This window comes from Lysobacter avium (assembly GCF_015209745.1).
Lineage (GTDB): Bacteria > Pseudomonadota > Gammaproteobacteria > Xanthomonadales > Xanthomonadaceae > Novilysobacter > Novilysobacter avium.
On record NZ_CP063657.1, the window covers coordinates 441,690 to 456,611 of the forward strand.

Below are 14,922 nucleotides of genomic sequence, written 5' to 3' on the forward strand. Positions count from 1 at the left end.
TCCGTGATCGAAATGAAGGTGCCGGACACGAGCGCCGGTCCTTCCAACCACGCAAACGGGCGTCACGGACTGACAGCCACGGGAAACTTTTTTCAGGGCCCGGGCTCAGGCTTCGGGCCGACTACGCGAACCGGATCAAGGACGGACAGCGAATGGGATGTCGTTCCTGTGCGGAAGGACCCCAGCCACCCGCACTACGGCAACGCCAGGCAGTTCACCTCAGTGGGGCGTTCAAGACATTGCGACAGGGTCGGTGTAGCGGCGAAATCGCCGAGTCCGGCCACAAGCATCTCCCGCGACTGGGTGTCTCCGGTGCGGTGCGCCAGCAACAGCGAGAGCATCCACGGGCGCATCCAGTACCGGTCATCCGCCTCGGGCGGGCGTTCCTCGCGCATGCCGGCTGCCAGGCGTGCAGCATCCATGAATCGTCCACGCACCAGATGCAGCTCCGCCTGGGCCTGGGTCAACATCATCTGCGGGGTTGTTCCCGCATCCGGCACGCACTCGGCAAGCGCCTTCTCCGCTGCAGCGATGTCGCCGAGGCGCAGATGGACCGAGGCGCGTACCCCACAGGACGACTCGCCGGAAGCCGAGTTGTGCTGGTCGTGCTCACCCAGGATCTTCCAGCTGTGCATCAGGTTGGTCAGGGCCTTGGCATGTTCTCCCTGCGCCGCGTGCACGTAGCCGCTGAAGCGGAAGCAGGCCTCGGCGTGGAGGTTGCTGATTGCCAGGGCGGAGTTGATCTCATCGGCGATCGCGAAGTACCGCAACGCTTCGCCGTAGCGGCCCTGCCAGGTCAGGTATGAACCCAGCTGGCAATGCGCGGCGGCCCGATTGTGGTGCGGGCGCGTGTACGCGCGGTCGGCGATGGCGACGGCCTCAAGCGCCAGTGCTTCAGCGCGTTCCGGGTCGCCGGCGCGACTGAAGGTCGGAACCTGGTCGGCAAGTGTGTTGGCATACTGCCCACTTTCCGGCCCATCGATCAGCTGCGAGAGCCGGATCTGCTCCTCGGCCAGCTCGACAATCCGCTCGATGTCTAGCGGCTCGAGGACGCTGAGCGATGCGCTCAACCCATCCAGTGCTGTCAGGTGCACTTCGGTTTCCTCCAAGCCTGCCGCAGGCAGTGCCGCCAGAACCTGCTCGAACTCTGCAGCCGCCGCTTCCGGAGTACCTGCGAACAGCGCCATGCCCAAGTTGACGCGAGCGGCCAGGAATGTTTGTGCGTCCTCCGCGTCGGTCTGGGCCCGGTCTGCGAACGCGAGCGCGGCACGAGCGTGGCGGAGCGCCGTTGCGCCGTCGCCGCGCATTCGGCTCAGCTGGCTGAGGTGGCTTTCGATCTGCGAACGCTCCCGGAATGCGCCTGCCTCGGGGTTGCCGAGCAGCGACTTCGCCTCTTCCAGGTCCTCTCTCCCCTCGTCGTACTGCCCGAGGGCCAAACGCGCGCCGCCGGTAAGCATCAGGATATCCGCGGCGGCGAGCGGGTCGGTCCGGAGGATGCCTGAGCGTGCGCGGCGGGCGCCCTCGTCCAGCAGTTCCAGGGCGTCGGGTACTCCTCCAGCCGCCGGATCGGTGGAGGTGAAAACGCGCTCCAGGAAATCGCGGACCAGCTCGGCGCGCTGTGCCTGCGCACGGGCGTTTTCGGCCTCGCGCTGCGCTTCACGGGCCTGCCACAGCGTCGCGCCGACGCCACCGGCAACACTGGCCAGCAACAGCACCCCCGCTGCCACGCCCACCGCGTTGCGGGCAACAAACTTGCGCGTCCGGTAGAGCACGCCCGGCTTTTCGGCCAGTACCGGCTGACCATCGAGCCAGCGGCGCAGGTCCTCCGCCATTGCCTCGGCGGTTGCGTAGCGTTGTCCGGGCTCCTCGGCCAAAGCCTTGAGCAGGACCCGATCCAGGTCGTTGCGAAGCGGCACGTAATGCCTGTGGTAGGGACTACCGCTGCGGCGCACCAGCAGGGAGGGGCGGGTGGTCTCGGTCCCACTGTCCGACTGTGGCGTGCGCCCGGTCAGCAGCCGGTGCAGCAGGGCCCCCAGGCCGTAGACATCGATCGCGGTCGTGGGTGGGTCGCCGCGGAGCTGCTCGGGTGCCGCGTAACCGGGCGTCACCGCCCGCCACAGGGTGCTGGTGCGCTCGCTTTCCACATCGGTGAACTGGCCAATGCCAAAGTCGAGCAGACGCACCTGTCCATCGCTGTCCACCAGCACGTTGGACGGCTTGATGTCGCGATGGATGACCAGGTTGCGGTGCGCGCTGGCCACCGCGTCGCACACCTGCAGGTACAAGCGGACGATCGCGCGGGCATCCAGTGCGCGCGATTCGCACCAGTCATCGATGCGGTTGCCCGTGACCAGGGGCATCGCCAGCCAGCACGTTCCGTCCGCGGCCACCCCCGAGTCGATCAGCGTGGTGATATTGGGATGGGCCAGCCGCGCCAGGATTGCCGCTTCGCGGTGGAACCGATCGCTGCCGGTGGCTCCAAGCGCGCCCAGGGTCAGGATCTTGATCGCCGCCTGCTGGCGGGCCATGCCCTGTTCGCGCCAGCCACGGTAAACCACCGCCATGCCGCCCCGGCCCAGTTCCGATTCCAGCGTCCACGCGCCCAGTTGGCAGCCGGCGAGGTCGCTACCGGCCGGGTCGATGGACGCGCGTGGCCGCTGGTGCGCGGCGACCAGTTGCTCGGCACGCCGCCTGACCTCGCTTTCGAGCGCTTGCCGTTGCAGCCATGCATCGCGCTCCCCGGCCGGCAGGTCCAGCCAGCGATTGAAGACCTCATCGGCGGCCCGCCACTGCGCCAACTCCTCAGGCCTCATCGCCGCCGTCCTCCAGCACCGCCTGCAGGAACGCCCGGGCGCGTTCCCACTCGCGGTATACCGTGCGCTCGGAAACCCCTACCAGTGCCGCGATTTCACCGAACTCCATGCCAGCGAACCAGCGCAGCTCCACGATGTGGCGGCGCTGCGGGCTGATCGCCTCCAGGGCATCCAGACCCTTGTCTAGCATCAATACATTCGTCAGCGCCGCGGGCGCGGCCGGGATCTCGTCGTCCAGACTGATCATCACTTGGCCGCCGCCACGCTTGCCGCTGGCGCGCTCACGCGCGTGCTCGATCATGATCCAGCGCATCGCCCGGGCGGAGGCGGCGAAGAAATGCTGCCGGTCGACCAGCGGAAGGGGGGCGGAGTGACTGATGCGCAGGAACAGCTCGTGCACCAGCACGGTCGGCGTGACCGTGGATTGCCGGCCATAGATCCGCGACCCTGCGAGCCGCCGCAGCTCCGGGTAGAGCGCCTGGAACACCGCGCCGAGGCGATCAGGGTGACCGCTGCGCGCCAGTACAAGCAGTTCAGTGATCTCGGAATCGGCCATCCGTGCCCGTGCCCCCAAGCGCCCGAGTGGACCCCCTGACAGTGTGCCTGTGAAGGCAGCGCGATGTCACTAGCACGGAAACCGGTCCGCTTGGCGGGCCGACGGGGCGTCAGCGATCCGGTTGTCGCCGCCGCGGCAGGTCTGGATCGCCCACCTCATCGGCGTCGGCCTTGGCGGCAGTGCCATCGTCCTCCGGCGGCGGGTAGTCGATATCCGGGTCGGCCCGGAGGACCGCATCAACCTCGTCCAGCATCGCCTGGCGCAGTTCCGCGCCAGGCAACACGGACTCGCGCGCGATCCGGCGCACCTCGGCGGCGTGCTCCTCGTTGAACTGGCGACCTGGGTCCAGATGGCGCAAGGCCAGGCGATGGAGCCGTCGTCGCCGCGCCAGTTCGGCGGCGATCCGGTGTCGGCGGCGGAACCAGCCCACGCCCAGCACCACGATCATGGCCAGTCCCAGGTATCCCAGCGCCGGATAGACGTAGGACACCAGATCGCGAAAGCCCACGAAACTGAGCACGAACCCGACCAGCACCGTGCCGATGTAGACGGCGCGGAAGCGCTCCGGCCGGGCGCGGGTCAAACGCTTGCCCAGTGCGTAGAACAGGCCGAGCGCGGTATTGAAGATCATGCCGAAGATCACCACCGCCATCGCCGTGCCCAGCGCTGGATGCAGCAGGTTGACCAGGCTCAGCATCGGCAGGTCGTCCCCGCCGACGACGTCGACGCGGAGGAACATGGCCATCACCGCAAGCAGCAGGAGCATCAGGTACATCAGCCCGCCGATCAGCCCGCCCAGCCCCGCAGCGCGGGTATCGAGCATGTTGCCGCCGATGACGATCGTCATCGAGACCGCGGTCATCGCGCACAGGCCGACGTAGTTCAGCGCACCGACCCACCAGTTGGGCAGCGAGGTCTGCACCTGGGCGCTGGCGAGGTTCAGTGCGGCGATGTCGTAATCGCTGGTTGCCAGGGTCCACACCGAGGCGCCGGTGAGGAACAGGATGATGAAGGGCGTCATCGCGCCGATGATGGTGGACACCCGGTTAACGTCAAACATTCCGGCCGCCAGCACCGCGGCGAGAGTCATGACTGCGCCCACCCAGACGGGCCAGCCAAATTGCTGTGCCATGTTGGCGCCGCCGCCGGCGAACATCACGAAGCCGATCGAGAACAACGTGATGATCGTGATGGCATCGAGGAAGTGCGCCACCACCGGCTGCGTGATGCGCTGGAAGACCGCGGTGTGCTCCTTCGCGCCCACATACCTTCCTAGTTGCAGCATCGCGATGCCGCTGACGATCATGATCAGGGAAGCGCCGAGCGCGCCGATGATGCCCCAGCTTCCAAAGGCCACGAAGAACTGCAGCATTTCCTGGCCGGAGGCGAAGCCGGCTCCGACAATCAGCCCGATGAAGGCCATGCCGATTCCCATCGCGCGTTTGAACACGGCGTTCCCTCCATTGCCGGGTGACGTCGCGGCTTTGCAGCCGATGAACGCGGATTCGATTGCTCCCGAGCGCGATCGAACCGTTGTATTAAAGGCCGCCGACGCGGGCTGGGCCGTGAAGGGACACGCCGTGCAGTTGCAATTCATAACCCCATCAGTTCAATTTTGCACTGCAGCGTGCACCCTGCTAACAAATCCTTCACAGTCGACCTGCATCCCGACGTGGGGGAGGGAGCAGGCCCGCAACCGGTTCGTCCGGGGCGGGCTTTTTATTTTCCGCTCCGGCGCAACGGTCACGGGGCTCGCGCTGATCCACGCGTGACGCCATGGGCCACGATGCGCTCATGCCACTATCCGTCCCATGACTCCACCCCAACCAATCGAACCCGCCGTGCTGCTGCGAAAGCTGGAGCCTGCCGGTATCGCCCAGTTGGACGACTGCGCCACCGCCCGCTTGCAGGCCGTGGCCATCGCCAGCGACTTTGCGATCGACACCCTGGCCCGCCAGCCCGGCCTGCTGGATCGACTGTTGCAGGACGATGGCGCGGCTGCCATCCCGCCGCCGGACCTTGACCCTGACGCTCCCGAGGCATGGCCGTCTGCCTTGCGTCGTTATCGCACCGCCGAATCCACCCGGCTGGTGTGGCGCGACGTGCTCGAACTGGACGACATCGACACGACACTCGCCGGCACCACTGTGCTGGCCGAGCGTTGCCTGCAACTGGCACTGGACGCGCTGGAGGCGACCTTCATCGAGCGCCATGGCGTGCTGCGGGACGCGTCGGGCAAAGTGTTGCGGCTGGTGGTGCTGGCACTGGGCAAGCTGGGTGGAGGCGAGCTGAACTTCAGTTCCGACGTTGACCTGGTCTACGGCTACGAGCCACCCGGCGACCCGTCTGATGCGTCCGACGGGCCGCGTCCACTGGCGGCGGAACACTACTTTTCCCGCCTCGGCCAGAAACTCGCGCGCCTGCTCGACGACGTCACCGTCGATGGCTTCTGCCACCGCGTGGATCTGCGCTTGCGTCCCTATGGGAATGCGGGACGGGTGGCCTGGTCGTTTCCGGCCATGGAGCAGTATTTCCAGCGCGAAGGGCGGGACTGGGAGCGGTATGCGTGGCAGAAGGCGCGACCCGTGGCCGGGGACCTGGCGGCCGGCGCGGAGTTCCTGGAGCTCCTGCGCCCGTTCGTCTACCGGCGTTATCTGGACTACGGCGCGCTGGACGGCCTGCGCGCGATGAAGGCGGCCATCGCGGCCGAAGTGGCGCGCAAGGAGCTTGCCGACGATATCAAGCGCGGGCCCGGAGGGATCCGGGAGATCGAGTTCCTCGCCCAGGCGTTGCAGCTGATCCGCGGCGGGCGCGATCCGCACCTGCGCGAGCGTTCACTGCAGCCGGCGTTGGCGGCATTGGTCGATGCCGGGCAAGTGGAGGCGCAGACCGGGGTCCAACTGACGGAGGCCTACCGTTTCCTGCGCCATCTGGAGAACCGGCTGCAGATGTTCGCCGACCAGCAAACCCATGCCTTGCCGGTGGAGCCGGCGACGCGCAAACGCATCGCCATCGGCATGGGATTTTCCGATTGGGCAGAACTGCGGGCGGAACTGGAGCGGCACCGCGGCGTGGTGGGCGAGGAGTTCGCGGCGTTGCTGGCGCCGCGCCATGGCAACCGTACCGAGGGGGAGCTTGCGGCGTACTGGCTGGCGCTTCCCGATGGCGGCGATGCGGCGGTCCTGGCCGAGGCCGGCTTCGAGGACGCAGCCGGGGCCGATAGCCTGCTGCGTGATTTCGCGCGCAGCCCCGGCGTTGTCGCGCTGACCGACGCCACCCGCTCACGCCTGGACCGCGTGCTGCCGGCCTTCATGGAAGGGGCGGCGCGATCCAGCCAACCCGCGCTCGCATTGCGCCGCCTGCTCGCGCTGGTGCAAAACATCCTGCGCCGGACCGCCTACCTGGCGCTGCTGGACGAGCAACCCGCCGCGTTGGCACGACTGGTCCGGGTGACCAGTCAAAGCGCCTTGCTGGCCGAACGCGTGGCAGTGCATCCCCTGCTGCTGGACGAACTGCTCGACGCCAGCGTGGCTGGCGAGCTGCCTGGTCGCGCCGAGCTCATCCAGGCCTGCGCCGAGGTCGGGCTGCAGGGTGACGGCTCGGGCGCTCGCTCGGTGCCGGGCGACGCAGCGGGCCAGCTTGCGGCGCGCGGGAAACGCAGCCAGGAAGACGTCGAGGCGGTGCTCAACGCGCTCAACGAAGTGCGCCAGGCCGCCAGCTTCCGCATTGCCATGGCGCATCGCGACCATCGCCAGCCGGCGGTGGAAAGCGCGCGCCAGGTCGCCTGGCTGGCCGAAGGTGTGGTGAACCGCGTGCTGGCAATGGCCACCAGGGAAATGATCGCCGCCCATGGCGGTCTTCCGGCGACCCGTTTCGGGGTAATCGGCTACGGCAGCCTGGGCGGGGAGGAGTTGGGGTTCGACTCGGATCTGGACCTTGTTTTCCTCTACGACACGCCGGCCAGCGTTGGCGGTGCCGATGCCGTGTCGGATGGACCGCGACCGTTGGATGCCGCGCGCTGGTCCGCGCGGATGGCGCAGAAGCTGGTCGCCTTGCTGGAAGCGCCCACCCGTGCCGGCCGCCTGTACGAGGTGGACGTGCGGCTGCGGCCGGATGGTGCCAAGGGCGTCCTGGTATCCAGCCTGGCCAGCTTTGATGCCTACCAGCATGAGCGCGCCTGGAACTGGGAGCATCAGGCGCTGGTGCGTGCGAGGCCCATTGCCGGTGATACCACCCTGGCCGCGGATTTTGCCGGGGTGCGCAGCGCCACCCTGTCACGGCCGCGCGATCAGCAGCAGTTGCGCGAGGAGGTGTCGGCAATGCGGGCGCGCATGCGCGCCGAACTGGATCGCAGCAAGGGCGACATGTTCGATCTCAAGCAGGGCCAGGGCGGGCTCGTGGACCTGGAGTTTGTGCTGCAGTCACTCGTGCTGGAGCATGCCGCCAGCCGTCCGGGCGTGATGGACACCCAGGACACCCACGGCCTGATCGTGGCCCTTCATGACGAGGGGATCATCGACGGAGAAACCCGCACGCAACTGCAGGCAGCCCACGAGATCCTGCTCTCCCGCAGCCTGGACTGCAGCCTGGATCGCCGGCCCCGGCGGATGGTGCCCGACGCGCCGGTGGAGCGCGCCCGCGCCGCGATTGAGCTGGCGGCTGGTGAGCATGGACTCGACTTCAGCCGTCGGGTCTGAAAAGCGGGCGTTACAGCGACAGGCGCTGCCTGACCTCGTCTGCGACCCGGCCGGTTTCGCGCAGCGGCGTGACCGGGAAATCCGTCAGGGACCCGTCGAATGTGCGCACGCGACCCAGTTCCAGCAGGCGATCGACGAACCGGCGCGGACGCCCGCCCAGCCGGTCCAGACCGGCGACGAACACCGGGGCATCTGTGGCGCACGCCTCCGAGAGCATGTTGACCGACTCGGCGGTGCAGACGATCCGGTCGGCACAGGCCAGCAGGCCGGGGTAGGGATTGGCACCGTCACCCGGCGGGGTGAACAGCATTCCGCTGCGGCCGGCGAAATGCTTTTGCAGCCGCTGACCCAACCCGGCCGGGCTGCGGCGCGATGTGGTCGCCATGATGCAGCCGCCTGCCTCGTCGACCTGGCGCATTACCTCCAGGGTCAGCGCCTCCAGCCAATCCGCGTCCAGCCTGGCATGGGCGCTCGCACCGCCGAGCAGCAACGCGGTGCGCGGTTGCGGCAGGGTTGCCAGAGCCGTGAACCGACGCCGCGCCTCCGCCAGCCAGTGCGCGTCCACGGGATGCAGGCTGCCGAGCACCGGGATCACGTTGCTGCCCACCAGACGGTCGTGCTCGGGCGCGATCACCAGGTCCCAATGGCGCGTGGCGATGCGTGGATCGAGGATCTGCACCGTCGCGCTGCCGTGGCGCCCCAGGAGCCGGGTGGCCAGGGCCGCCTGGCGCCCGCAGCCGATCGCCAACGCGGGCGGCCCGGCCAACGCATCATGGAACCCGGCGCCGAAGGCGTGGCCCGCGGCAATACCGCGGGGCGCGGTCCAACGCCACGGCGCGCGCGTGTCCAGCCTCCAATCGCGCATTGGCATGCCGAGCGCGCGTGCCAGCGCGTGCGCCTGGCGCAGGTTGCCGGCGTTGCCGTCGGTGATGGTCCAGACGCTCGGATTTTCCGCTTGGCGTTTCATCTGTGCCTGCAATACGTTCCAAGGTTGCGCCCGTGCGTGGCGGCTGCCAACGCCTACACTGGCCGGCTTGCAGCTCCCACTGAGCGTCGATTCCACCGCATCCACGGAGAGATCATAGATGGCCCCGTCCCGACCCGAACCCCTCGCACCGGCAACGTTGGACCAGTTGTTCCGCACCGCGCGCACCCACAACGAGCTGGGTGGCGAGGTCAGTGACGATACGCTCCGCCAGCTCTACGATCTGGTGAAGTGGGGCCCGACCAGCGCCAACATGTCGCCGGCGCGCTTCGTGTTCGTGAAGTCGGCGGAGGCCAAGGCGCTTCTGGAGCCAGCCCTGGATGAGGGCAATCACGCCAAGACCATGGCCGCCCCGGTTACGGTGATTGTCGGCTTCGACGAGGATTTCCACGAAAAGCTGCCGTACCTGTTCCCACATACCGATGCCAAAAGCTGGTTTGCCGGTCCGCGGGAAGGCCGCACGGCAGCGGCGTTCCGCAATGGCAGCCTGCAGGGTGCGTACCTGATCCTGGCGGCGCGGGCGCTGGGACTGGACACCGGGCCGATGTCCGGTTTTGACAATGCCAGGGTCGACGCCGCGTTTTTCGCGGGCACGGCGATCAAGTCGAACTTTCTCGTCAACCTCGGTTATGGCAACGACGATAAGATTTTCCCGCGGTTGCCACGACTTTCTTTCGAGGAGGCAGCGCGGATCGTTTGACGGTTTTGTGATGCGTTCCCACGCCTGCCCTGCGCCACGTTTCCCATCGCAGCCTTCCCATTTGAGTCTTCCCAACATCCCAGGAGCCTTCCCATGATCAAACGACTTGTCCTCGCCGCCGCGCTGGCCACGACCGCCAACTTCGCAATCGCCGCCCCCGTCACCTACCAGCTCGATCCCAGCCATACCAACGTGATCGCCCAGTGGAACCACTTCGGCTTTTCCAATCCGGTGGCCCATTTCGGCCAGGCCGAAGGGATCCTGATCTACGACGCCGACAACGTCGCCGCCTCCAGCGTCGAAGTGGCCCTGCCGCTGTCCGGTCTCAACAGCTTTACCGCGAAGTTTGACGAGCATCTGCGAGGCCCGGATTTCTTCAACGTCGCCACCTATCCACTCGCAACCTTCAAAAGCACCGCCGTGGAGTCCGCCGGCGAAGGCAAGCTGAAGGTCACCGGTGAGCTGACGATCAAGGACAACTCGCACCCGGTGGTGCTGGACGTGACGCTCAACAAGGTGGGCGAGAACATGGGCAAGCGGCCGACGATCGGTTTTGATGCCCACACCACGATCAAGCGCAGCGACTTTGGTGTCGGCATGTACGCGCCAGGCGTCAGCGACGAGGTGGACATCCGCATCACCACCGAGGCGTCGGTGGCCAAGGCCGGTTAGGAACACTTGGCAGGAACCCGCGTTGATCCTTGAGCGTCCCTCCGCGACCCGCGGCCACGGATCGTCCGCCACGGACGGACTGGAGCGCCGGCAAACCTTCTCCTCTGGCGCCTATTACGATCCGCAATGGATGGGATTCGGCGCGCTGCGGGTGCTCAACGAGGATCGGCTCGCGCCCGGTGCGGGGTTTGCCCCGTGCCGGCGCGCCAACATGGAAGTGTTTACCTACGTGCTCTCCGGCGCGCTGGCGCATCGCGACAGCAGCGGAACGGAACGGGTGATCCGCGCAGGCGATCTGCTCTGGCTGGGTACCGGCCACGGAATGCAGTACCACCACTCCAACGCGTCCGACGCCGAGCCGCTGCACATCCTGCAGGCGTGGCTTCAGCCCGACCGGGTCAATGCCGAGCCCGCTTCGGGCATCCGGAAGGCGGCGCCGGGGCACGGCTGGGAGCTGCTGGCATCGCTGGATGGGGAAGACGACAGCATCGCGATCCGTCAGGACGCGCGTCTGTGCCACCTGCGAGTCGCGCCCGGCGCTGCGGAGGTCCGCTCGCTGGAGCCGTCGCGACGCTATTGGCTGCACGTCGCCACTGGTGCGGCGATTGTCAATGGGCGTGATCTGTTTGCCGGCGACGCGCTGGGCTTCACTGGCGAGTCCGGACGCCTTGAGCTGGCCGGGGCGGGCGCCACCCCGGGCGGACTGCTTTGGTTCGACCTGCCCGCTTGAGGCAGCTGGTAAACTGGCCGTCTTGTACCGTCCGTGATCGCCGCCATGACCGCAGTCCATGACCATCCCACCCAAGCCAACGCCGAGCGCCGCTACACCGTGACGCGCGCCGACCTGCCGTTGAGCTGCCCGACACGGTCGATGGCGCTGTGGAACTCGCATCCACGCGTGTACCTGTCGATCGAGGAAGACCTGGAGAGCACCTGCTTCTACTGCGGCGCGCACTTCGTCCTGCAGGACTGAACCAAGGCGATGCGCCCGATCACGGTGGTCCAGCTGCTGCCGGCGCTGGAATCGGGTGGGGTGGAACGCTCAACGCTCGAGATCGCCGAGGCCCTCGTGACGGCCGGCCATCGCGCCATCGTCGTATCCGCTGGCGGCCGCCTGCTGCCGCAACTGCTCGCCCTTGGCGGCGAGCACGTGACCCTGGATATCGGACGCAAGTCGCCACTGACGCTTTCGCGCGTACTGCCGCTGCGCCGGTTGCTGCAACGCGGTGATATCGACATCGTCCACGTGCGTTCGCGCCTGCCCGCCTGGATCGCGCGCTTCGCCCTGGCCGGGATCAACCCCGCGCGTCGCCCGCGCCTCGTCTCGACCGTGCATGGCCTCAACTCGCCTTCGCGCTACAGCGCGGTGATGGTCGGCGGGGAACGGGTGATCTGCGTGTCGCAAAGTGTCCGCGATTACGTCATGGCCCATTACCCGGCGAGCGACGCCAGGCGCCTGCGCGTTATTCCCCGCGGGATCGACCCGTCCGCCTTCCCGTCTGCGCCGCTGCCCGACCCCGCCGCGCGGGCGTGGGCCGAGGCGCAGCATCCGGCGCTGGCTGGCGATGGCCCGCTCCTGCTGCTGCCGGGAAGGGGGACTCGACTGAAGGGCCACGCCGACGCTGTCGAGCTTCTGGTGGGGCTGCGCGCCGAGGGTCGCGACGCGAGGCTCTGGCTGCCCGGCGCGCGCGAGCCCGGGCGTGAGGCCTACATCGCGGAACTGGAAGCCATGGCAGCGAAGCGCGGGGTCGGCGATGCGATCGCGTTCACCGCACCCACCGATGCGATCGCCCGTGCCTACGCGGCCAGCGATCTCGTGCTCCAGCTCTCGCGCAAGCCTGAAGCGTTCGGTCGCACCGTGATCGAGGCCCTGTCGGTGGGTCGTCCCGTGCTTGGTTGGGCTCACGGCGGGGTCGGTGAGTTGCTGTCCCGACTGCAACCGCAGGCAGCGGTGCCCCCGTTCGACGTGTCGCTGCTGCACGAGCGGGCGCTCGCGCTGCTGGACCGCGGGTCGACAACAGCCGGTACGATGCCCGATCTGTCCGACTTCACCCTGCATGCGATGCAACAAGCGACGCTGGATGTCTATGCCGAACTCATCAACTGACCGGTCCGCCGGCATCGCCGCCGAGCGTGGCCCGGCGGGGCGGGCGATCCAGGGCTGGCGCTGGGCGCCGGCGTGGATCCTGGCCTACGTCGCGCTGTGGCCCGCGCCGGGTTATGCCGAGGCGATCCTGGTGCTGGGTGCGTTGGTGGCGATCGCCAAACTGGTCAGCTCGCGGTTCCGCGGCGGGGTAAGCCTGCTCAGTGGCGAGGCCTGGGCGCTGACCAGCGTGCTGTTTTTTGCCTACTGGTTGCCGCAACTGGTGTCGGCGTTCGACTCCATCGATCCGGGGCGGGCGCTGCGCGAAGCCGCGGTCGACCTGCGCTATCTGCCCTTCCTCTGGCTGGCGGCCGCGGCGGTGGCCAACGAGCGCGGGCGTCGCACGACGTTTGGTGGCCTGGCGATCATCATCGCCGTCTGGACCGTGGATGCGCTGGTGCAGGCAGGCATTGGCACCAGCCCGCTGTTCTTCGGCATCGACTCGATCAAGCAGGCGATCAGCGGTCACGCGATGTGCAGCGTGAGCGAGGTGGCCGCGGTGGACCGCCTCAGCGGGGTGTTCGGTCCGTGCAACCTGAAGCTGGGCATCGTGCTCGCCAGCCTGTCCCCGTTCGCGCTGTACGCGGCGGCCAAGCGCGCGCATGCGGTCGGCTGGCTGCTTGCGGCGGCGGCCGTCGGCGTGGTGGTGATGCTGGCCGGTTCGCGGGCCTCGTGGATCACCTACCTGCTGGTGCTGGTGTTGTCGGGCTGGCGGCTGCTGGGATGGAAGAAGCTGCTCGCCGTGTTCGCCGCCGGGGCGATCCTGCTGGGCGTGCTGGGCGTTGTGTCCAGCGATGTGCGCCAGCGTCTGGAGCGCACCACGCATGTCTTCGCGGTCAGTGAGGAAGGGGTCGACCGCGCGCTCTCCGGTCGTACCCGGATCTGGGGCGCTGCGCTGTGCATGGTCCGCGAGCATCCCTTCAACGGTGTCGGCGCGCGCGGCTTCCGCGAGGCGTTCCCGGCCTGCGATCCGCAAAGCGACCAGCAGGCCGAGTGGGGCGAGGGGCCGGCCTTCCACGCCCACCAGATCGTCCTGGAAATCCTCAGTGAAACGGGCTTCTTCGGCCTGCTGATGTGGCTGGCCGGCGCAGCCCTGGCGTGGCGCGCGTGGCGTTTCGCCGATGCGCAGGCGCGCGAGCGGGCGCGTCCGGCGATGCTGGCGCTGGTGGTGACCGTGTTCCCGTTGAACACCCATCTGGCGTTCTATTCGACGTTCTGGGGTGGCCTGACGCTGTTGCTCGCGGCGCTCTACGCCGGCAGCCTGCTGGCCGTGCGCAGCCTCCCGGATACCACCACCGGCACGGAGTGACTAGCGCGGCGGGTAGGGCGAACTGGCGCCCGGCGGCCGGCGTTTGAAGCGCCGGTGGATCCACAGGTACTGGCTGGGCGCCTCGCGCACCATCGCCTCGATTGCCGCGTTGACACGGGTGCTGTCGGCGACTGCATCGCTGGAAGGGAAGTCTTCCAGCTGCGCACCCAGTCGCAGTACGTAGTCGGCGCCTTCGCGGCGATGGAAGAAAGGCACCACCGCGCACCCGGTCAGGCGGGCGAACTGGTGGGTGGCGGTGATGGTGGCTGCCGGCACGCCGAAGAACGGTGCGAACACGGTGTCCTTGCCGCGCATGTCCTGGTCGGGCGCATACCAGAGCAGCCCGCCCTGCTTGAGGTGGCGCATGGCGGGCCGCAGCTCGGCATTGGCGAACATCGCGCTGGCGTGGCCCAGGCGACCGCGCTTGACCGCCCACTCCATCACCGCACCGCGGTGGCGCCGGTACATGCCGGCCAATGGCAGGTGGTCGCACATCAGCCGGCCGCAGATCTCCAGGGTCATGAAATGGCCCGACACCAGCAGCACGCCGCGACCGCTGGCGCGGATCGCCTCGACCGCCTCCAGACCTTCGATGCGCGCCGTTCGCCGCATAGGCTCGACGGATCCCCACCAGGCGCGCGCGAACTCGAACAGGCCGATGCCCAGGTCACGGAAATGGTTCCGCAGCAGACTTTCTCGTTCCGCCTCGTCCATCGCGGGAAAGCACAGTTCCAGGTTGGTCTGCGCAGCGCGCCGGCGATCGCCCGCAAAACGCAACGCGAGCGCGCCGACTCCGGCGCCCAGCGCGCGCTGCAAGCCCCACGGCAAGCGCGCGGCGAGCAAGAGCACGCCCAGCCCGAGCCACGCCGGCCAATGCCGCGGGCTGAGCGGCGCCGGGCCGGGAGAGGTCGGGCTTGCGACGCTGCGATCACGGTCGCGCAGAGGAGGTTTTGCAGCCATGCGGTGGATTCTACCGGGGGCGGACGATGCGAGCCGCCCGCCACGGCAACGCCCGTGCGACCCGGTGCGCGCGGGCGTTACAGTATC

13 protein-coding genes are annotated in these 14,922 nt (G+C 68.1%); 8 read left to right on the forward strand and 5 right to left on the reverse strand.

The window, feature by feature from the left end; all coding sequences use genetic code 11:
- Nucleotides 1-194: 194 nt before the first annotated feature.
- The 3 genes from INQ42_RS01970 to INQ42_RS01980 all read right to left on the reverse strand — a co-directional run bounded on the left by INQ42_RS01970 (nt 195) and on the right by INQ42_RS01980 (nt 4,819).
- Nucleotides 195-2,813, reverse strand: a complete 2,619-nt coding sequence (locus tag INQ42_RS01970) for a serine/threonine protein kinase (RefSeq protein WP_194034927.1) — start codon at nt 2,811-2,813, stop codon at nt 195-197.
- Entirely contained in the window at nt 2,803-3,369 is a 567-nt protein-coding gene (locus tag INQ42_RS01975; protein WP_194034928.1) for an ECF-type sigma factor, read from the reverse strand. Before INQ42_RS01975 ends, INQ42_RS01970 begins: the two co-directional genes overlap by 11 nt.
- Before the next feature lie 109 nt (nt 3,370-3,478).
- Nucleotides 3,479-4,819, reverse strand: coding sequence for a YkvI family membrane protein (locus tag INQ42_RS01980; protein WP_194034929.1), 1,341 nt, complete (start codon nt 4,817-4,819; stop codon nt 3,479-3,481).
- Here INQ42_RS01980 and INQ42_RS01985 point away from each other — a divergent pair.
- Both INQ42_RS01985 and glnE read left to right on the forward strand, forming a co-directional pair.
- On the forward strand, nt 4,791-5,141 hold the full coding sequence (locus INQ42_RS01985) for a hypothetical protein (protein WP_228064417.1): 351 nt from the start codon (nt 4,791-4,793) through the stop codon (nt 5,139-5,141). The genes INQ42_RS01980 and INQ42_RS01985 overlap by 29 nt on opposite strands.
- A gap of 39 nt (nt 5,142-5,180) precedes the next feature.
- Complete coding sequence (gene glnE / locus INQ42_RS01990) at nt 5,181-8,066, forward strand: bifunctional [glutamate--ammonia ligase]-adenylyl-L-tyrosine phosphorylase/[glutamate--ammonia-ligase] adenylyltransferase (protein WP_194034931.1); 2,886 nt, start codon at nt 5,181-5,183, stop codon at nt 8,064-8,066.
- A 10-nt stretch (nt 8,067-8,076) separates the two neighbouring features.
- On the opposite strand, the gene INQ42_RS01995 is transcribed toward glnE, so the two are convergent.
- Nucleotides 8,077-9,033 carry a mitochondrial fission ELM1 family protein gene (locus INQ42_RS01995; RefSeq protein ID WP_194034932.1) on the reverse strand — a complete coding sequence of 319 codons (957 nt, stop codon included), beginning with the start codon at nt 9,031-9,033 and terminating at the stop codon, nt 8,077-8,079.
- A 118-nt stretch (nt 9,034-9,151) separates the two neighbouring features.
- Between INQ42_RS01995 and INQ42_RS02000 the strand changes: the two genes are divergently transcribed.
- The 6 genes from INQ42_RS02000 to INQ42_RS02025 all read left to right on the forward strand — a co-directional run bounded on the left by INQ42_RS02000 (nt 9,152) and on the right by INQ42_RS02025 (nt 13,875).
- Nucleotides 9,152-9,751, forward strand: coding sequence for a malonic semialdehyde reductase (locus INQ42_RS02000; protein WP_194034933.1), 600 nt, complete (start codon nt 9,152-9,154; stop codon nt 9,749-9,751).
- Between the two features lie 93 nt (nt 9,752-9,844).
- Nucleotides 9,845-10,423: a YceI family protein gene (locus tag INQ42_RS02005; RefSeq protein ID WP_194034934.1), complete on the forward strand. Its 579-nt coding sequence runs from the start codon at nt 9,845-9,847 to the stop codon at nt 10,421-10,423.
- Nucleotides 10,424-10,445: 22 nt separating this feature from the next.
- On the forward strand, nt 10,446-11,153 hold the full coding sequence (locus INQ42_RS02010) for a pirin family protein (protein ID WP_194034935.1): 708 nt from the start codon (nt 10,446-10,448) through the stop codon (nt 11,151-11,153).
- A gap of 45 nt (nt 11,154-11,198) precedes the next feature.
- Complete coding sequence (locus INQ42_RS02015) at nt 11,199-11,396, forward strand: zinc-finger domain-containing protein (RefSeq protein WP_194034936.1); 198 nt, start codon at nt 11,199-11,201, stop codon at nt 11,394-11,396.
- A 9-nt stretch (nt 11,397-11,405) separates the two neighbouring features.
- Complete coding sequence (locus INQ42_RS02020) at nt 11,406-12,530, forward strand: glycosyltransferase (protein ID WP_194034937.1); 1,125 nt, start codon at nt 11,406-11,408, stop codon at nt 12,528-12,530.
- Nucleotides 12,511-13,875, forward strand: a complete 1,365-nt coding sequence (locus INQ42_RS02025) for an O-antigen ligase family protein (RefSeq protein WP_194035706.1) — start codon at nt 12,511-12,513, stop codon at nt 13,873-13,875. Before INQ42_RS02020 ends, INQ42_RS02025 begins: the two co-directional genes overlap by 20 nt.
- Here INQ42_RS02025 and lpxL read toward each other — a convergent pair whose 3' ends face one another.
- Complete coding sequence (gene lpxL, locus INQ42_RS02030) at nt 13,876-14,835, reverse strand: LpxL/LpxP family Kdo(2)-lipid IV(A) lauroyl/palmitoleoyl acyltransferase (protein ID WP_194034938.1); 960 nt, start codon at nt 14,833-14,835, stop codon at nt 13,876-13,878.
- Nucleotides 14,836-14,922: the final 87 nt, after the last annotated feature.